The sequence below is a fragment of the Xylanimonas sp. McL0601 genome, from assembly GCF_049852175.1.
Taxonomy (GTDB): domain Bacteria; phylum Actinomycetota; class Actinomycetes; order Actinomycetales; family Cellulomonadaceae; genus Xylanimonas.
The window spans coordinates 287,599-305,810 of the sequence record NZ_CP187527.1; the positions used below are offsets into that span (position 1 = coordinate 287,599).

Consider the following 18,212-nt stretch of genomic DNA (forward strand, 5'->3'; position numbering starts at 1 on the left):
CAGAACACTTGACTACACGCAGGCGATGACTCTGCCAGGGCCCATCCGGGCAGCTCCGGTGGAGGCTCGTGCGCTTCTGGACGGTGACGACGAGCCGCGAGTCCTCCAGCGGGCCTCGAACCGTGACCTGAACTGAAACGCACCGACGCGCAACTGGTTCGCCGAAAACCTGAGAAGCCTGCTTGGGACCGGTGCCTGCTTAGAGGTTGTCTCACGTGGCGGCCTGGAGCTTCTTGAATGCCGTGATGGTGGCACCGAGGGCGACGAAGGCGGCGTAGAGCTTGCCGTGGCGTTCGTAGCGGATGGTCAGGCGGCGGTAGCCGGTGAGCCAGGCCAGGGTGCGTTCGACCTTCCAGCGGTGACGGCCGAGGCGTTCGGAGGAGTCGATGCCGCGGCGGGCGATCTTCGGGATGATGCCGCGCTGACGCAGGAAGGTGCGCAGGTGGTCGTAGTCGTAGCCCTTGTCGGCGCGCAGCTTGTCCGGCCGGCGCCGGCGCGGGCCGCGCCGGGATCGCAGCGGCGGGATGCCGCGGACCATCGGCTCGGCCGCTTGGGAGTCGTGCAGGTTGGCCGCCGAGACGCCGACGACCAGCGGCAGTCCGTTCGCGTCGGTGATGACGTGGATCTTGGAGCCCTTCTTGCCCCGGTCGACCGGGCTGGGCCCGGTCAGCGAGCCCCCCTTTTGGCCCGGACGCTCGCGGCGTCCAGGATCACCGAGCTCCAGTCCACCATCCCAGCCGCCCCACACCGGTCCAGGACCCGCCGCTGCACGCGGGCGAACACCCCGGCCCGGGCCCAGTCCGTAAATCGCCGGTGCGCCGTGGCCGGCGAGACCCCGAACGAGCCCGGCAGCATCCGCCACGCGCAGCCGCTGGTCAGCACGTACACGATCGCGGTGAACACCGCCCGCGCGTCCACCGGCGCTGTCCCGCCGCCCTGCGGACGCGGCTCGAAGGCGGGCAGGTCGGGTTCGACAAGCTCCCACAGCTCGTCCGGGACCAGCCGCAACGACAACGGATCGCTCACGCCCCCGGATCATGCCGCCCCAAGCATCGCGAACCGCGCAAACACGCCGAACCAGGGTGAACCACGTGAGACATCCTCTTAAGGAGTCAGTAGAACAACAGGCCGCGGATGCGGGCGCCGTTACTGCTCACGTGCGGCGGAATTTGCGGGGGCTTGCAGTCGAGCGACGACCGTGGAGGGAGTGGGGAGAGCGAGGGTTTCCCTCCGGAGCGCCTCGACGCGACCTTTCACCCGCTGGTCGGCGCGAACGCTCATGACAGCGTCCGCAATGGCGTCAGGGGTTACTGTCACCGGATCGAGGACGTACCCCAGCCCCAGGTCTCGTACGCGGTCAGCGGTGAACGGCTGGTCTGCTCCCATCGGGAAGACGATCTGGGCGGACCCGCCAAGCACGGACCTGACGAACAGTCCGCTGCCTCCATGGTGCAGGACGACGTCAGCGCGCGAGAGCTCTGCGTCGAGGTCGATGTACTGCTCGACCCGCACATGTGAAGGCTGGGGCCCAAAGCGGGCAGGATCCAGGTCCGGCCCGACCGCGACGGTTGCGGGCGTTCCGACTCTGGCCAGCGCGGTCAGGATCCGGTCGAACAGATTGCCGGACTCGGTGTTGAACTCGGTGCCGAGCGTGGCGACGATGTAGGGCTCGGTGCGCGGGGCGGGCCCCGGCTCGGGACGCATCCACAGGGCATTGCCCGGTGCGGGAAAGCGCGGATCACGCATTGCCGGTGCGAACGGGACGACGAACAGGTCGCCGCGCGGGCGGATTGGCGCCGGTGTGCCGAGTCCCACGCGCAGTGCCTCCAGCGCGTCGGTGAGCCGGTTTGGCCGGACGAGAGCTCCGGAGGCGATGACCGCCACGGCGGCGACAGGGACACCGGCGCTCTGGGCGGCGGCCATCGCGCCGAAATCGAGCTCGTCGCACACCACCAGGTCGGCGCCTGCCAGCTCACTGCTGATCGATGCCGCCGAACGCTGCGCGGCGTCGCCCGCGAAGTAGCGCTCGACGACGGACAACTCGTGCTCGATATCGACCGGCACAAGCGGTGCGATCACGTCGGCAATCTGGGTTCGACGATCCGTCGTAGCCGCGATCCGCTGGTAGACGCCTACCGGCGCAGCAGCGACAGCGGACTCACGTCCCACCAGAGTGAGCTCATGGCCCCCCTCGGCAAGGGCGACGTGCAACGGGAGCTGGGGCACAAGATGGCCAGCGCCACCAACGAACGAGCAGAGAACGCGCACCGGCTGACAGTAGCCAGCCGGGGCGCCCGGGCTCAGCTCGGCGTGGGCGCGAGCTGCGGTGTCGCGGGTCTGTGGAACCTACTTTTCGTGAATGAGGCGACACGTACGGCATCACGCAAAGCACAGCGGTGTGTGCGCGCAATCTGTGCTGCACGTCGACAGTCGACGTGCAGCCGATGTGTCTCACCTCGTCCTGAGCGAGACGTCGACCGGCGGGACGGTGTACGGCGTGTCGGTGACGAAGGCCAGCCGGGCGGCATAGGTCCCGCGCTCCGAGGTCGCCGCGGCGTCGAACGCGACGCGGACCTGGACGGAACCGCCCGGCGGCACGACCACCTCGGTCTTGTCGGTCGCCAGCCAGCCCACGTCGTCGCCGCTCACGCACGCACCCTGGCCGGGGAGGCGCTCGACGTATGGTGCGGCGAAGCCGTCCCCGATCGAGCCGCCGACGCGGGTGAGCCCGCAGGCCGCACCGCCGCGGAACATCGGGTAGGTCGCGTTCGGCAGGGCGGACCAAGCTCCGGTGGCGGGGTCGAACTCGACCGCCTGGTTGGTGATGATGTCTCCGGTGATGCCTCCCACCATCTGAAGGCGGCCGTCGGCGCCGGCGGACGACGCTCCCCACACCGGGTACGGCAGCGCCGCGACCGCCGTCCACGCGTCGGAGCCGGGGACGTAGCGGTAGGCGGAGGAGACCGGGTGCTCGTCCCCCGCGAACTCGGCGGGCACGAGGCCGCCGGCGCAAACCAGGCCCTCGCCGGGCGTTGCGCACCCAGCCATGACGACGTGCTCGGGGTAGTCCGCGAGGCGCGTCCAGGCGTCGTCGTCGGGGTCGTAACGGTAGGTCGGCGTCGCCTCCGTGCACATGACGGTGGTGCAGCCCGACACGATGTAGAGCCCGCCGTCCGCCACCGCGCCCGACGCCGCGGCGCTGGGGGCGGGGATGTCAGCAACGCGCGTCCAGCGGTCCGCCGCCGGGTCGTACGCGAAGGTCGTCGAGGTGAGGTTGCCCTTGCCGTCCCACCCGCCGGCGACGTAGAGCCGTCCGTCCACGAACCCGCCGACCGCGTTCTCACGTGGCGCCGGGAGGTCGGCGATCCGCTGCCAGGAGCCTGCGTCGGCGTCGTAGGCGTACCCCGCCGCAGTGATGCCGGCGTCGGTGAACCCGCCGACCGAGTAGACGACCCCGTCGCTCTCCGCGACGACGTTGTCCATGATGGGCGTGGGGAAGTTCGGCAGGTCGGACCAGGCGGGGTTCACCTCGGCCTCCCGCGCCGACGGCGCGGTGGTGCCCGCATGCCGCTCGTTGGGCCGGAACGCCGTGGCGTCGTGGAGCGGTGTCTTCTTCAGGGGCGCTCCGGGCGAGGCCGCCGCGTGGTGGCCGCCGACAGGGGTGAAGCCGCGGTCCTGCTCGACGACCTTCACGTGCGCCGGGACCGCTCCGTTGTTGGTCAGCGTCACGCTGCCGGGGTCCGCCCCGTGACGGCCGGCGCTCACCTCGAGGCCTGCCGCCGTCGCGGACACACGTCCCGCGCGCAGCTGCCAGTCCTGGCGTACCACGCGGTGAGCGGCCACCGCCACGGAGGCGGACTGGGTCTCATAGTGGCGCCCCGCGGCGGTGACGGCCGTGCCACCGGGGTGGAACAGCCAGTAGTAGCCGTCGCCGGTGGCTGGGTCGTCCGGCGTCGCCTGGCTGACGGCAGGCCGCGCTCCGTCCGCCGTCACCACGGCGCCGGTCACCGGCTCCCCGGTGTTCGCGTCGCTCACCACGCCCTCGACGAGCCCGCCCGGAGCGGGGTCGCACGATCGGGCCCCGACGACGACGTTGTCGAGCTCCCAAAAGTTGTCGTACTCACCGCTGAACCGGAAGCGCACGACCACGTCCGACCGGCCGGCGGCCTGCGGGATCGGCACCTCGACGTGCCCCTGGACGAACGCGTCGGGTGCATGCCAGACGTTCTCCCAGGTCGTCCCGCCGTCCAGGCTGAGGTCGACATCGCCGTCCTGCAGGCCCCAGCCGTAGTCGTAGTAGTAGGTGTCGAAGCCGACGACGGGCGCGCTCTGCCCCGACAGGTCGCCGACCGGGCTGAGCAGGCTGGTGTCGTTGGTCGCCGTGGTGCCCGCCCAGTTGTCGACGATGGCGAAGCCACCGTCTCCACCGGTCAGGTTGCCCTTCGTCCCGGGGTCGTCGAACACCCAGGTCTTGCCGGTGTGCGCGTCGTCGGTGACACGCCAGCCGTCACGTGCCGACGACCAGCCCTCGAACCGGGTGCCGGCACCGGCGTAGGTGTACGCGTAGCCGGCCGCACTGCAGACCGACCCGTCGGCGCTGAGCGCGACGTCCTGGGTGACGGCCGACGAGCCCGCTGGGACGTCGACCCGGGTCTCGGCGGCGGCGTAGCCGGGCATGTCGACCGGCTCGGTGTGCAGGGTGTACGTCGAGCCGACGGGGAGGTCGATGCTGAACCGGCCCGTGTAGGGGTCGGTGTAGAGGGGTGCGTCCGGGCCGTCGTCGACGGTGATGCGGGCGTACATCGGCCAGCCCTGCCCGGAGCCGTCCCGCACGGTGCCCGTGACGGTCCGCGTCGCGAGGCGCTGAAGGGTCGAGCTCGTCGTGGTGGTCCCGCCGGCGGCGATCGTGAGGCCGTTGCTGGTCGCATCGGCGTAGCCGAGCTTGCCGGCCACGACGCGGTAGCTGCCGACGGCGAGGGCCAGCCGGTAGCGCCCCTTCTCGTCGGTCACCACGTCGGACGCGTAACCGGTCGCGTCGGTGAAGGTCACCGTGGCGCCTGGGACCGGCTTCTTGGCGGAGCTGACGGTCCCGCTCACGTAGCCGTAGTCGCCGAGCGTCAGCGCGGAGACGCCGTCGGGCGTGCCGACGCCCGTGGGGCCGTCCCAGCCGGGACCGGCGTTGCAGCGCACGTCACCGCAGTAGCCGTCGCTCCCGTCGGTGATGTCGTGCAGGGAGAGGCCATGGCGATACAGGTAGGTGACCGGGTGGCTGTCCGGGACGGGCTCACCGGCCAGCGCGAACATCGCCGCCACGAGCGGGGACGAGAGCGACGTACCTCCCCACTGGGCCCAGCCGTCCTGGCCGAGGGTGTTGTAGACCGCGAGCCCCGTCTCGCTGTCGGCGTCGGCCGCGACGTCCGCCGTCGCGCGGGTCTGGGCACAGCCGGTCTCGATGTCGTCCTGGTAGGCCGGGCGAGGCTCGTAGAGGGAGCAGCCGCTGCCGCCGTCGCTCCAGGCGGTCTCGCGCCAGCCGCGCGGAGAGGAATCGTCCGGGGTGAGGGTGGTTCCTCCGACGGAGATCACGTCGGGTGAGGTGGCCGGGTAGCCCTGCAGGTTGCCGATGTCGCCCGACGAGACCGTGACGGCGATGCCCGGGTGGTCGTAGTAGTGGTCGTAGTAGCTCTCGAACGGGAACTCGCCGGCGACGCCGTAGGAGTTGGAGATCGCCACCGCGCCGAGGTCGGCCGCGGTGTTCACCGACTCACCCAGGCTGAAGGAGCCGTTGTTGTCGGCCTGGACAAGCAAGATGTGGCAGTTCGGGCAGGCGGCCGAGACTGCGTCGACGTCGAGCGCCGTCTCGATGGACCAGTCCGCATTCTGCACGGGATAGTCCGTCCCGCCGCGCTGGTCGACCTTCCGGAAGCAGCCGTTTGCTGTGGTGCACGGGGGAAGGCCGTAGTGAGCACGGAAGACCGCGAGGTCGGCCTCGGCGTCCTCGTAGCCGAACGCGTCCACGATCGCGACGGTGCGACCGTCGCCGCCGTCCGGCAGGGCGTAGGCGTCCTGGATCTCGGCCGGCCCCAAGGAGCCGGGCAGCGGCTCGTCTTCCTGCTCGACCAGGTCGCCGTCGCCGTCCGCCAGGCCGACGGCGAAGCAGCGCGCGAGGGGCGTCGTCCCGTCGGCGGCGGTGCTCCCGCGGTTGCACCCGGCGGGGACCGCGTGGCTCCCGTGGGACGGTGGTGCGGCGGCCTCTGCGGCGGGAACCGAGGTGCCCGCCAGGGTCGCCCCGGCGAGTGCTGCCGCCACCAACGTCTGAACCATCCGGCGAAGTGCGCCCATCCCCGAGTCTCCTGTCGCGCGTACCGTGTGTGTCAGATATCAGACAGCCTTGAGCAATTGCAGGATCGTGTCAGAAGTCGACCGGTGTGGTCACCGGTGTTTGGCTTCGGGTTCCTGTCACCTGTCCGGTTCCTGACGAGAGGTAGCCATGTGGGACGCAGTGGGGATCGACGGCCCTGAGGAGGCGACGTACGAGGCGCTCGTGCGGCGCGGGCAGGCCGATCCCAGTGACCTGGCCGGGGATACCGGCCTGGCGCGCGGCCAGGTCGCCCGCATCCTGGGCCGGCTTGCCGAGCGCGGACTGGCGACGCGACTACCGGGCCGTCCCTCGAGGTACGCCGCGGTGGCACCCGACGCCGTGGCCACGGCACTCATCGCCGAGCGCGAGCACGACCTCCTCCGCCTGCGCAGCCACGCCCAGCGACTCGCCGCCGAGCATGCCCGCCGCGGGTCGGAGCGCAAGGACCCGGCCGACCTGGTCGAGATCATCGACGGCGGGGCCAACGTGCAGGCCGCGTTCATGCGGATGCAGCGGTCGGCGCGCCACGAGATCCGCTCCTTCGACCGTCCGCCCTACCTGGAGAACCCGGTGTCGGGGAACCCGGAGCAATACCGCCAGGCGGAGCAGCGTGGCCTCACCTACCGCGTCCTCTACCACCAGTCAGCGCTGGAGATCCCGGGTCGGATGGACGACGTCTGGCGGCGGATCCAGCACGGCGAGCGGGCCCGCGTCTCGAGCCACGTCCCGATGAAGATGGTGCTCGCCGATGACCAGCTGGCGCTGATCCCGGTGACCAACGGCGGGCAGGCGGCCGAGGCGGCCTATCTCGTCCATCCCTCGTCGATGCTCGATGCCTTCAGCGAGCTCTTCGACGCGCTGTGGGACCACGCGGTCCCCCTCAACCGCATCGGCGTCGCGGAGGAGCGACCGGCCGTCGATCCGCAGCTGCTCGGCCTGCTGGCCAGCGGCGCGACGGACGAGACCATCGCCCGCACGCTCGGCTGGAGCGTGCGCACGGTCCACCGGCACGTCCACCGGATGATGGCCGAGGTCGGCGCGGAGACGAGGTTCCAGGCCGGGATGGAGGCCGTCCGCCACGGCTGGGTCTAGCCGTGTCCGGCGGCACTGCACGGCTGACCATCCGCGGTCAGCCGTCGACCGAGGACCGTCGTGGGACGCTCGGCCCTGAGAAGTGCGTGCGACGATGACCCGTGCCCACGACGCCCGCGGCGGATGCCTCGACGCCTGCGCGCGCGCTGGGTCGCGGCGACGTCCTGACCGCCGCCGTGACTTGGGCGGTCTCGGGCGTCGGCCTGCTGATCCTGCCGGCGGCGTCGGCGCTCGAACCGACCGTGACCGCGGACGTCCCGGCCCTCGGCGGGGTCCGGTGGTGTGCGGCGCTCGTCGCGATCACGCTGGCGGCGGCGGCCGTCGCCTGGGCTCGTCTGCGGCCGGTCAGCGCGCTGCTCGTCGTGGGGGCAGTGGTCGTGCTGCTCGCAGTGACGCGACCGGGTGATGCGTCCGGGCTGGTCAACCCTGCGGTGCTCGTGGTCGTCTACCGAACGGTGGTCGCCCAACCGCTGACTCACGTTCGTACCGCACTCATGGCGGCGGGAGCGCTGGTGGCGGGCGGGCTCGCCGTCGCGAATGCCCTCTCCCATGGCGGGCTCTCCGTGGCAATGGTCGCTACCTCGACGGGGACGGCGGCGGTGCTCGTCGCCACGGGTGTCGTGTCGGCGCTGTGGGTCGCGTCGCGGCGCGCGGTCCTCGCGGCGCGGGCTGGTGAGCTGGAGGCGCTCGCACGGGAGCAGGACGCGCTGCTGCGGTCCGCGGTCGCCGCCGAGCGCACCGCGATGGCACGGGAGGTCCACGACATCGCCGCCCACCACCTGTCGGGCATGGCGTTGATGCTCGCGGCCGTCGATCGGCAGGTGGACGCCGACCCGGCCGCCGCTCACGAGGGCGTGCGGCAGGTGCGCGCCCAGAGCCGCCTGGTGCTCAACGACCTGCGCCGGCTCGTCGGGATCCTGCGGGAGGACGGCGCCGCCGAGGCGTCCGGACCGTTCACGCTGGCCGCGGTCCGCGAGCTGGTCGACGGCGACGTCGGGACGGCGTCGATCGAGATCAGGCCCGCGAGCGACGGCGCGGCCCTCGGGTCCGGGCTGGGGCCCGTCGCGCAGCTGGCGGCGTACCGCATGGTGCAGGAGGCGCTGTCCAACGCCCGCCGCCACGCTCCGGGTGCCACGTGCGTCGTGACCGTGGACGACAGCGCCCACGACGCCGTGGTCTTGACCGTCTGCAGCGAAGGGCCCGGTCTGGACGTGCCGCCGTCGACGTCGGGCGGGCACGGGTTGCTCGGCATGCGGGAGCGGGCCGAGCTCGCGGGCGCGACGTTGCGCTACGGACCGACCATCGACGGAGCGTGGGAGGTGCGGCTGCGGATCCCCCGCGACTGCTTGGCCGGGCCGGCGGGAGGCAGCGCATGATCCGCGTCGTGATCGCCGATGACCAGGCGCTGGCCCGTGCGGGCCTGGCCGCGCTGCTCGCGGCCGAGCGGGATCTCGACGTCGTCGGCACGGCGTCCGACGGGGACGAGGTTGTTGCGCTGGCGAGTGACCTGCGCCCCGACGTCGTCTGCCTCGACGTGCGTATGCCCGGCCGGGACGGCATCAGCGCCGCACGGGAGCTGTGCGGGCCGGACGTTGCCAACCCCGTCCCGGTCCTGGTGCTGACGACGTTCGACCTGGACGAGTACGTGTTTGGAGCGCTGGAGGCGGGCGCGTCCGGGTTCCTGCTCAAGGACGCCGAGCCGAACGTGATCGTGCACGCCGTCCGGGAGGTGGCCGCAGGCCGCGGGACCCTCGACCAGGCCCTCACGCACCGGGTGATCCGCGAGTTCGCCACCCGGCGGCGGCTGCAGCCGGTGACGTTTCAGCGTGGTGCCGACCTGCTGACCGCGCGCGAGCGCGACATCCTCCTGCTGCTCGCCCAGGGCATGTCGAACGAGGAGATCGCCGAGCGGCTCGTCGTCGAGGTCTCGACGGTCAAGTCGCATCTGGCGCGCATGATGCCGAAGCTCGGGGTGCGCTCCCGGCTGCAGGCGGTGGTCTGGGCGTACCAGAACCGGGTCGTCGCGGTGGGTGAACCCTGACGTCCTGCATCGAAGGAAGGAGGCCCGAGAGTTGCATCGCGCGACTCTCGTGGCGGTCGTGCCCCGCTTCGTAGCGTCGTCGCCATGGCAACGACACCCGCGGCAACGACACCCGCGGCAACGACACCCGCGACGGCGACACGCGCGCGGCCCACGGCCACCGGCCCCGCCGTCCGGCTCGTGCAGGTCCGCCGCACTTACCCCGACGGTGATGGTGTGGTCGAGGCTCTGGCCGGGGTCTCGCTCGACCTTGAGCCCGGCTCGTTCACCGCGATCATGGGGCCGTCCGGCTCCGGCAAGTCGACGCTGCTGAACTGCGCCGCAGGCCTCGACACCCCGACCAGCGGTTCCGTCGTCATCGGGGGAACTGACCTCACCACGCTCCGGCCCGACGACGTCACCCGGCTGCGGCGGGACCGGATCGGGTTCGTGTTCCAGGCGTACAACCTGATCGCGCACCTGAGCGTGGCGGAGAACATCGCGCTGCCGTCGCTGCTCGGCGGGCACGAGCCCGACGAGGAGCTGCGCCGTTACCTGGTGCACGCCGTCGGGCTGGCCGGCCTGGAGAACCGCCTGCCGGGCGAGCTGTCCGGCGGGCAGGCGCAGCGTGTCGCGATCGCTCGGGCACTGGTCACCCGGCCCGCGGCCGTCTTCGCCGACGAACCCACGGGAGCCCTCGACTCTCACACGGGGGCGCAGGTGCTTCACGTGCTGCGCACGACGGCTGCCGCCCTCGGGCAGACGCTCGTGCTCGTCACGCACGATCCGCACGTCGCGGCGGTGGCCCAGTGGGTGCTGTTCCTCGCCGACGGACGGCTGGCGGGTTCCCTCGAGTCGCCGACCGCTGATCAGATCACGGCCCGCATGTCGGAGCTGGGCCGGTGAGCGCCGTCGTCTGGGCCTCGGCCCGCGCCGCCGTGCGCGTCCACGGGGGGGCCCTGGCGGGCAGCGCGCTGGTCGTGGCGCTCACCGCGGCTCTGCTCACCGCGACGGGGGTCTGGTTCGAGGCCGGGGTGCGGCACGCCGGCGACCCCGCCGGGTCGGCGCTCCTGGCCGTCGCCTCCTCGTTCGCGGGCACCGCCGTGGTGATCGCGCTGATCGTCGTCGCCTCGACGTTCAGCGCCGCGCTGCGCCCGCGCGCCCGCGAGTTCGCGATGCTGCGCGCCGTCGGCGCGACAGCCGGGCAGGTGCGACAGCTCGTCGCGGCCGAGGTGCTGCTGGTCTTCGCCGCCGCCGTCCCGCTCGGCGTGCTGCCCGGCCTGTGGCTCGCCCCGCGCGTGGCCGGCACGCTCGCGGACGCCGGGATCGTTCCGGCCGGGTTCACGACGACGCTCTCGCCGTGGCCCGTGGTGGTGACCTTGGCCCTGCTCGTCCGACGGCTCTCGGGACGGCCCGCCTGGCCGGGCGCGCGAGTGCGCGGCTCGATCCCACCAGCGCCGCGCGGACGGCTGAGGTCGAGCCGACGGGCCTGTCACGCGGCCGGGCGTCGGCCGCGGCGGTGCTCGCGGCCGTCGGCCTGTCGATGGCGGCCAGCCCGCTCCTCGTGCCCGGGGCGACAGGTGCCGCCGGGGCATCGCTCGCGACTTTCCTCATGGTCATCGCGGCCGCTCTGGCCGGGCCGCTGCTCCTCGCATCGACGGCGCGCCGGATGCTCGACGTCGTCGGTGGCGGCACCCGCGCCATGACCACGCTGGCACTGCTCAACGCACGGGGGTACTCCCGCCGCATGACCGGGGCGATCGTGCCGCTTGCGCTGCTCCTGGCCGTCGGCACGGTTCAGTCCGGTGCCAGCAACGCGCTGGTGGAGGCCACAGGCCGACATGTGCGCGAGAGCGTCGTCGCCGACCTCGTGGTGCCCGGACCGGCGTCCGACCGCGAGGCCGCCGCGGTGGCCGGACTGCCCGGCGTCGCGTCCACAGCGGTGGTGAGGACGGTCCCCGCGAAGGTCCGGCTGGACGAGGATTACGCGGATCTGCCCGTCCTCGACACGTGGTCGTGGGAGACGTCCTCGTTGCTCGTGGTGCCGGACGGCGGTGGGTTTGTCGACCCCGAGGTGGTGGCCGGGTCGCTCGCCGCCCTCGCCGACGGCCACGCCATCGCCGTCAGCCGGGACGCCGCCCCCGGCATGACAAGGATCGGCGATCCCGTGGACGTCCGCCTCGGCGGTACCGAGACACGGTTCGTCGTCGCCGCGATCTACGAACGTGGCCTGGCGCTGGGCGACTACCTCATCGGCGCGGCGGGCGCAGATCGTGCCGGGGCCGGGCCGGTCGGGGGCCGCACGCTGCTCGTGCGGGTCGCCGACGACGCCGACGTCGCGTCCGTGCGCACCGCGATCCGCGCGACCGGTCTCACGGCGACCGACGTCGACGGTTACGCCCGCGGGGTGCAGGACGGCGCGGCGCGCCAGCAGAACCTCTCGACCGCGCTGCTGCTCGCCCTCCTCGCCCTCGTGCTCGTCATGGCGGCCAACACCCTGGTCATCACCACCAGGTCGCGACGATCGGAGCTTGCCCGGCTGCAGCGGGCGGGAGCGACGCGGGCACAGGTGCTCAAGATGATCCTGACGGAGTCGATGATCGCCACCGCGACCGCTCTCCTCGTCGGGCTGGCGTGCGCCCTGCCCGCGCTGGCGGGGGTCGGCCAGGGACTTCTGGGCGCTCCCGTGCCGGACGTCGACCTTGGTGTTCTCGGCGCCCTGACCGGAACGGTCGCGCTCGCGGGCGTCGCCGTGCCGCTGCTTACCGCAGTCGGCGCGACGCGGCCCCGGTGACGGGACGGTCGCGCCTGCTGTCGCTGTGCGACTTCCTCGACGGCGTCGTGGACGCAGCCCGCACCGCCGCAGCGACGCTGCTCGACGCCGTCAGGCCTCGGTGATCGGGGTCGCGGCGATGCCTGCGACCAGAGCCCGGATCGCCCAGCCGGTTCGCTCGTCCGGGGTGCCCGAGACCATCGACTCGGCGTTTGCGGCGATGTGCGGGGTGGCCTGCGGGTCGGCGGCACGGAAGGCGATGGCGAGGGCGTGGACCTTGCCCTCAGCGGACTCGTCGGCAATCCCGGGCGCGGGAGTGCTGTGCTCGGCAGCCGTCGCCGTGACGTGCTGCAACAGCAGGTCCACGCCCCACGCGGCTCGGTCCGCGTCGATGTCGCCGTCGAGCAGCAGCCCCAGGATCTGGTCGTACAGCCGCATCGCGTTCGGGCCGGTCGGGCGCAGCAGGAGCGCCGAGCGTGCCAGGCCGGGATAGGTATGGAGCACCTCGGCGTAGCTGTCGAGCAGGTTCTCCAGGCGCGAGCGCCAGTCACCCGTGCCGGGCTCGAGCGAGGCGATGAGCTCGTCGAGGACCGCCGCGTGCAGCTCGGCGGTGTTGGCCACGTACACGTACAGCGAGGCCGGCCCGGTGTCGAGGGCCTGGGCGACCCGGCGCATCGTGGCCTTCTCCAGGCCCTCGGTACGCATGATCTCGATCGTCTCGGCGACGATCCACTCTCGGGACAGGGCGGGCTTTGCCGGACGTTCGCGCCTGCTGCGGACTGCGGTCACGGCCCCACCGTAGCGAACGCGTTCGTCACGAACGAGTCTTGGCACCGAATCAACGAGCACATTCGTTGCGAACATGTTCGTTGTTCTCTACGATGCTCCACCCGGCTCGCCGGCGAGACGGCGGGCGCCTCTGCGAGTGCACCGGGCACCCGGTGAGAGCACAGCGTGACTCGGCACGGCACGGCACGACGATCGAGATCAGATCCCAGCCATGAGCCGTCGACCGATCGACGACGAGCGTTGAAGGGAGACATCGCGCGTCGCGTGCCCGTAGCCGCAACCTACTTTGCGCGATCCCAGCGACACGCCCGGGATCAGGCAAAGTTCAGCGGCGTCAGAGAAGAAGGAGCACCGCGGCGGCGCGCGGAACCGCACGCCAGAAGGCGTCGCCGTCGGCGGCGCGCCGACCCGACCAGACGAGTGTGACGATGCCCGCCGCGACGAGGACCACGATCGCGGCTCCGCCGACGACCGACCACGTCCCGTCGTCCCGCGCCATGAGCGTGAGGCCGGGCGCCACCAGGCTGACGAGCACCCACCCGTCGCGCTGGGACGGCATGAACGCCCGGCGGATCCGGCTTCCGCGTCCTCGCGGTGCCACGACCTCGGTCATGACCGGAGGCTCTCGGTGATCGCGACCAGTGAGGCGGGCAACGCTACATTTCGCGACGCCTACGACTCGCCCGGGATCACGCAAAGTACAGCGGTGTGTCCGCGCAATCTGCGCTACACGTCAACACCCCGCCCACGTGCCATCGCCCGAGGGGTACCGGTCGCCTCCAGCGCGTCGTCGGCGTCCGCCGCCAGGGCCGCGATGGTGCCCTTCTTGTCTCAGTCCGTCACCCGGATGCCCGGGCGATGGCAGCCCCAGGCCGGGTGCGCTGTCCTGGGACGTTGGTGACACGCGGCTGGGCGCTTGAGCAACCCGCGCGCACGTGGGGCTGGACGGGCGACCGCGTGTCAGCCCACCGCCTTCAGCGGTAGAACGCTGCAAGTGCCCGCGCCGTTGCCGAGATCCGCTCCCGCAGCTCGGGCGGGCCGACGACCTTCACATGTGCGCCCAGCCTCAGCAGTTCGCCCTCCGCGTGGGTCAGGGTCTCGATCGGTATCGATGCGCGGCGCCAGCCGCCGGGGTGCTCATCCTCGCCCGCCTCGACGGCGTCGATGACCGTCTGCGCCCCGAATTCCCGCAGCCGGTCGACTCCGGCCGGGGAGATCAGGATCTGCGCACGTCCCCGCCAGAGCCGGCCCTGGAGCTGTTCGGTGTGGGATTGCCAGTACGTGGTCAGGTCGAAGTCCGAGGGCACCGCGAACTCGTCGTCGAGCGCGTGGAGATCCAGGATCTGGCTGATCCGGTAAATACGGGGGGAGTCACCGCCTGCGTGCGCGACCGCGTACCACCGGCCTGCCTTGAGCACGATCCCGTAGGGTTCGAGCCGCCGCTCCACTGGCTCCGGGGCATACCAGCCCCGGTAGCGCACCTGGAGTGCCCGCTGTTGCCACACCGCCGCCGCAACCGCCGGTAGGTGCGGGACGTCGTCCGCTTCCTGGTACCAGCCGGGTGCGTCGAGGTGGAACCGCTCGCGGATGCGGCGGGCCTGCCGTCGCAGCTCGTCCGGCAAAGCGGCCTCGAGCTTGAGCTCGGCCGCCGTCAGCACCGAGCCGAGCCCTAGCTCGGCCGCGGGCCCTGGCAGCCCGGCCAGGAACAACGCCTCCGCCTCCTGGGCGGTGAGCCCGGTCAGACGAGTGCGGTAGCCGTCGACGAGCGCATAGCCACCGTCATGGCCCGGCTCCCCGTAGACCGGGATACCCGCCGCAGCGAGCGATTCCACGTCGCGGTAGATCGTGCGGACAGACACCTCCAGCTCCGCCGCCAGCTCTGCAGCGGTCATCCGGCCACGGTTCTGCAACAGCAGGAGAAGGGTGACGAGTCGGCTGGCGCGCACGTCGGGGAAACCTATCCTGATCCACTGACGGTTGGTGTCAGGGGAGCGGTTCTAGCCTCCTGCGCATGGACAACAGCACTGGCTTCGACTTCTTGACCGGTACCTACGACGTCGTCAACCGTTGGCGCAAAGATTTCCTCGACCCCGCCGAAGGCGACGACCGCTGGGAGACGTTCCCCGGTGTCACCCGCGCCTCCACGCACTTCGACGGTAGGGCCAGCTTCGACGAGATCGAGTTCCCGACGAGGGGCTTCGCCGGACTGACACTGCGGCTGTACGACCCGGCCGCCGACGCGTGGTCCCTGTACTGGGCGAGCAAGCGCACCGGCACGCTCTTCCCGCCAGTGACCGGCCGCTTCCAGCCGGATGGCACAGGCGTCTTCCACGGCGACGACGAGCACGGCGGCCGCAAGGTGAAGGTCCGCTTCGTCTGGTCGCAGATCACTGAGACCACCGCCCACTGGGAGCAGGCGTTCTCCGTGAACGAGGGGCGGACCTGGCTCACCAACTGGCACATGCACGTGACCCGCCGGTCAAGCGATGTCGTGTCGACTACCGATGCGGAGTGACATCTTGGACTACGCAGACAAACGAGCTCGCGTCCGTCATGCGGTGCGGACGAGCTCGCGGACTGCCTCAAGCTTCGCGAACATCGCTGCCAGCCACGTATCGCTGACGTCAAGATCAACAGTCACGCTCACTCGAAAGGATGGGTCCCTTACGATGAGCCGCCAAACGGAATCATCAGGGTCCAGTTCCGCCATCGCGCTGATGTTGCGCGAATAACGCAATCCACGTCTCAGAGCCGCTACGAACCGATCTGGTCGAGCTCGCGGAGGTCCGCTGCGTACGGACCTCCCCACGGCGACCTCGGTCACGTAGGACGGCACCGACCGGGTCACCGAGTCCGACGACCACTACTTCGTGTTCACCGCACCGCTCGTTGGGATCATTGTCCCGAAGCGCGCTCCCGGTTCAGCCGAGCTCTGTGGAAGCTGGAAGACGGCTATACCCCGGCCAATGGCGCGGCCTTCGTGGAGGCCGTCTACGCCGGTGAACACGGGACGGCTCCGGTCCCACATGGTTGATTCCCTCCCGCCTGCCCGCGCCCGGCGCACGTCCGTCTGTGCCGGGGTACGAGTTCGCGGGCCGACCCCCATGACCGCCGCACGGAGGAGATGGTCTACTTCACCGGCAGGCGGGCGCCTGAGGCGCTACGTTGCGCGAGTGGCCCGACGCCGTGACCCCGGTAAGAACGTCGAGTTCGACCTCCTGCCGGACGACGAGGACGCGTCCGGCGCGGGGCGTTTCGCCGCGCCTTCGGCGGGGCCCGAGGCGGTGCTGCCGGGATGGCCGCCGGCGCCCGGCCCCGACGAGGCCGGCCACGGCGGCCGCAGGTTCGGTCCGCCCGGGGGCGCTGACCGCACCGCGACCCGCCGACGCCGCCGGGCGGTCGCCGTGTTCGCGGCTCTCGCCGTGGCGGTCGCCTCCGGGGCGGCAGCGACGGCGTCGTACCGGAGCGCCGCTGACTACTACCTGCTGGAGCGTCTCGCGTCGGCGCCGGGCGGCGTCGTTGGCCTGGACCGACCGCCGATGGAGCGCTGGTCCACCGCCGTCGCCGAGCCGACGCCGGTCGCCGTGCTGGACGGGCTGCTCGTGGTCGACAGCCGGGGCGACCCGTCCAACGGCACCACGCTTCACGGCATCGATCCACGCTCGGGCCGGGTCCGCTGGAGCGTGCGCCTGCCCGGGGTGGTGGACTGCGGCTCCCGCCCCCGCCACTTCCTCTACGGCCCCATCCTGACGTTCGACCGTCCGAGCGTCGACGTCGTCGACAAGCTGGCCTGCCTCACCGGCGAGCAGCAGAACGGCGTGGTAGTCGTCGGTCCCGGCGGGCGGATCCTTGCGAAGCGCGAGATCGCGGACCGGGCGGCGGCGGCGTTCCTCGCGGTGGGACAGGGCGGGACGCTGGTGCGGGTCGACGTCGTCGGCGGGCCGGACGAGGTGCCCGCGGTCCGGGACGGTGCCGCGTCGCCGTCGCCCGACGGAGCCATCTCGCCGGTCCTCGACGCCCCGCTCGTCGTGCACGACCGGCGCATCCGGCTCGAGGACGCCGTGACGGGTGCGGCGCTGTGGACCACGACGGTGCCGGGCTCCACGGTCCCGGAAAGAACGCCGCTCGGGAGCAGCCCGTGCCTCGCGGCCCTTGACGACACTCTGCCCGCCGTCGTCGCGGCCAGCCTCGGATCGCGGTACGACCGCAGCGGCCGGACCGCGTGGTACTCCACCTGCGGCATCGACGTGGCGCTCGACCTCGCCACGGGGGCGGTGCTGAGCACGCACCTGGCGGTGGAGCCCGCCTTGCAGGGCTTCGGCTCCCCGGTCCGCTCGCTCGGGGATGGGGCGTACGTCGTCGAGGACCCCACGCCCGGCAAGGGCTCGGTGACGATCGCCGCCGACGGCGGGGTGACCACGACGTGGGAACAGCAGGAGGGCGTCGACCCCGTGGTCCATCTGTTCCGTCCGGGCGGCCAGGGTTTGGGCGAGGTCGCCGGGACCGTCCTGTCCCCGCTTGCGACGGACGGCTCGCACGACGACCTGCTGATCACAACCGGCACCGAGGGGACATCCGTGTACGACGCGTTCGACGCCACGCAACGGTGGACCGACCCCGGCTCGGCGATGGAGCTGCTGGTGCGCAGCGCGCGGACGCTCGTTACGTCGACGGGCACCGACATCACCGCCCGCGACCCCGGCACCGGTGCCAGGCTGTGGCGGACCGTGCCCTGGGACCCCGCGAACACCTGGTCGGGAGGCCCGCTCGGCCTGGACGGGATCGTCGCCGTGTACACCGACGGGCGCCGGGCGGTGCTCGTCGAGGCCCTCAACGATTTCGGCCGGAGCCCCGACGGCGGCACCGACCGCCGGTGGACCGCGATCGACCTCGCGAGCGGTGCGCGGGAGTGGCGGGCGACCGTCGGCGGCCGCGTCCCGACGGCGATCGCGGGGCACCTGTACCGCTTCGACGACGATGCGGTCGTCGGGCTGGGGTGAGGTCCGGTGGCACGGTGGGACCTTCCGCGAGCGCGTGTCATGAGTCGAGACCTTCTTCGCGAAATACCCGTTCCAGAAACTTCGTCGCCACGCTACGCTCGCGCCCGGCGACTGCGGCACCAACGGGGTGTGCCGTGAACCGGCGTACTGAGCGCGCGCCGCAACGCCTGGAACGCACGA

Annotated in this window: 14 protein-coding genes; 8 read left to right on the forward strand and 6 right to left on the reverse strand. The window is 71.9% G+C overall.

Features of this window, described 5'->3' with window-relative positions; translation table 11 throughout:
- Positions 1–211: 211 nt before the first annotated feature.
- The 3 genes from ACO4JP_RS01290 to ACO4JP_RS01300 all read right to left on the reverse strand — a co-directional run bounded on the left by ACO4JP_RS01290 (position 212) and on the right by ACO4JP_RS01300 (position 6,321).
- Positions 212–1,014 (reverse strand): IS5 family transposase gene (locus ACO4JP_RS01290; RefSeq protein ID WP_425957030.1). Its coding sequence is split into 2 segments (ribosomal slippage): positions 212–678 and positions 678–1,014, totalling 804 coding nucleotides; the frame shifts between segments, so codons are not numbered across the junction.
- A gap of 132 nt (positions 1,015–1,146) precedes the next feature.
- Positions 1,147–2,079 (reverse strand): glycosyltransferase, encoded by a 933-nt coding sequence (locus tag ACO4JP_RS01295; protein ID WP_425955592.1) that lies wholly within the window; start codon positions 2,077–2,079, stop codon positions 1,147–1,149.
- A 372-nt stretch (positions 2,080–2,451) separates the two neighbouring features.
- Positions 2,452–6,321: a carboxypeptidase regulatory-like domain-containing protein gene (locus tag ACO4JP_RS01300; RefSeq protein WP_425955593.1), complete on the reverse strand. Its 3,870-nt coding sequence runs from the start codon at positions 6,319–6,321 to the stop codon at positions 2,452–2,454.
- A gap of 166 nt (positions 6,322–6,487) precedes the next feature.
- Between ACO4JP_RS01300 and ACO4JP_RS01305 the strand changes: the two genes are divergently transcribed.
- The 6 genes from ACO4JP_RS01305 to ACO4JP_RS01330 all read left to right on the forward strand — a co-directional run bounded on the left by ACO4JP_RS01305 (position 6,488) and on the right by ACO4JP_RS01330 (position 12,264).
- Complete coding sequence (locus ACO4JP_RS01305; protein ID WP_425955594.1) at positions 6,488–7,450, forward strand: helix-turn-helix transcriptional regulator; 963 nt, start codon at positions 6,488–6,490, stop codon at positions 7,448–7,450.
- A gap of 101 nt (positions 7,451–7,551) precedes the next feature.
- Positions 7,552–8,826, forward strand: a complete 1,275-nt coding sequence (locus ACO4JP_RS01310; protein WP_425955595.1) for a sensor histidine kinase — start codon at positions 7,552–7,554, stop codon at positions 8,824–8,826.
- The gene (locus ACO4JP_RS01315; protein WP_425955596.1) at positions 8,823–9,491 is read left to right on the forward strand and encodes a response regulator; all 669 of its coding nucleotides are present in this window, start codon (positions 8,823–8,825) and stop codon (positions 9,489–9,491) included. The genes ACO4JP_RS01310 and ACO4JP_RS01315 overlap by 4 nt, the downstream gene beginning before the upstream one ends.
- An 84-nt stretch (positions 9,492–9,575) precedes the next feature.
- Positions 9,576–10,376, forward strand: coding sequence for an ABC transporter ATP-binding protein (locus ACO4JP_RS01320; RefSeq protein WP_425955597.1), 801 nt, complete (start codon positions 9,576–9,578; stop codon positions 10,374–10,376).
- Positions 10,373–11,176, forward strand: a complete 804-nt coding sequence (locus tag ACO4JP_RS01325) for an ABC transporter permease (protein WP_425955598.1) — start codon at positions 10,373–10,375, stop codon at positions 11,174–11,176. Before ACO4JP_RS01320 ends, ACO4JP_RS01325 begins: the two co-directional genes overlap by 4 nt.
- Positions 11,083–12,264, forward strand: coding sequence for an FtsX-like permease family protein (locus ACO4JP_RS01330; protein WP_425955599.1), 1,182 nt, complete (start codon positions 11,083–11,085; stop codon positions 12,262–12,264). The genes ACO4JP_RS01325 and ACO4JP_RS01330 overlap by 94 nt, the downstream gene beginning before the upstream one ends.
- Positions 12,265–12,354: 90 nt before the next feature.
- Here the strand turns inward: ACO4JP_RS01330 and ACO4JP_RS01335 are convergent, their stop codons facing one another.
- The 3 genes from ACO4JP_RS01335 to ACO4JP_RS01345 form a co-directional block, all read right to left on the reverse strand.
- Positions 12,355–13,032: a TetR/AcrR family transcriptional regulator gene (locus tag ACO4JP_RS01335; protein WP_425955600.1), complete on the reverse strand. Its 678-nt coding sequence runs from the start codon at positions 13,030–13,032 to the stop codon at positions 12,355–12,357.
- Between the two features lie 334 nt (positions 13,033–13,366).
- Complete coding sequence (locus ACO4JP_RS01340) at positions 13,367–13,645, reverse strand: hypothetical protein (RefSeq protein ID WP_425955601.1); 279 nt, start codon at positions 13,643–13,645, stop codon at positions 13,367–13,369.
- 361 nt (positions 13,646–14,006) lie between these two features.
- Complete coding sequence (locus ACO4JP_RS01345) at positions 14,007–14,978, reverse strand: helix-turn-helix transcriptional regulator (RefSeq protein ID WP_425955602.1); 972 nt, start codon at positions 14,976–14,978, stop codon at positions 14,007–14,009.
- A gap of 65 nt (positions 14,979–15,043) precedes the next feature.
- On the opposite strand from ACO4JP_RS01345, the gene ACO4JP_RS01350 reads away from it, so the two are divergent.
- Entirely contained in the window at positions 15,044–15,547 is a 504-nt protein-coding gene (locus tag ACO4JP_RS01350; RefSeq protein ID WP_425955603.1) for a hypothetical protein, read from the forward strand.
- A 658-nt stretch (positions 15,548–16,205) separates the two neighbouring features.
- Complete coding sequence (locus ACO4JP_RS01355) at positions 16,206–18,032, forward strand: hypothetical protein (RefSeq protein ID WP_425955604.1); 1,827 nt, start codon at positions 16,206–16,208, stop codon at positions 18,030–18,032.
- Positions 18,033–18,212 lie beyond the last annotated feature (180 nt).

What these genes read in the sequence shown, in the direction of transcription:
- ACO4JP_RS01300 (WP_425955593.1), bottom strand. Translation starts at nt 6,321, where the DNA reads ATGGTTCAGACGTTGGTGGCGGCAGCACTCGCCGGGGCGACCCTGGCG.
- ACO4JP_RS01305 (WP_425955594.1), top strand. Translation starts at nt 6,488, where the DNA reads ATGTGGGACGCAGTGGGGATCGACGGCCCTGAGGAGGCGACGTACGAG.
- ACO4JP_RS01330 (WP_425955599.1), top strand. Translation starts at nt 11,083, where the DNA reads ATGGTCATCGCGGCCGCTCTGGCCGGGCCGCTGCTCCTCGCATCGACG.
- ACO4JP_RS01340 (WP_425955601.1), bottom strand. Translation starts at nt 13,645, where the DNA reads ATGACCGAGGTCGTGGCACCGCGAGGACGCGGAAGCCGGATCCGCCGG.
- ACO4JP_RS01315 (WP_425955596.1), top strand. Translation starts at nt 8,823, where the DNA reads ATGATCCGCGTCGTGATCGCCGATGACCAGGCGCTGGCCCGTGCGGGC.
- ACO4JP_RS01350 (WP_425955603.1), top strand. Translation starts at nt 15,044, where the DNA reads ATGGACAACAGCACTGGCTTCGACTTCTTGACCGGTACCTACGACGTC.
- ACO4JP_RS01320 (WP_425955597.1), top strand. Translation starts at nt 9,576, where the DNA reads ATGGCAACGACACCCGCGGCAACGACACCCGCGGCAACGACACCCGCG.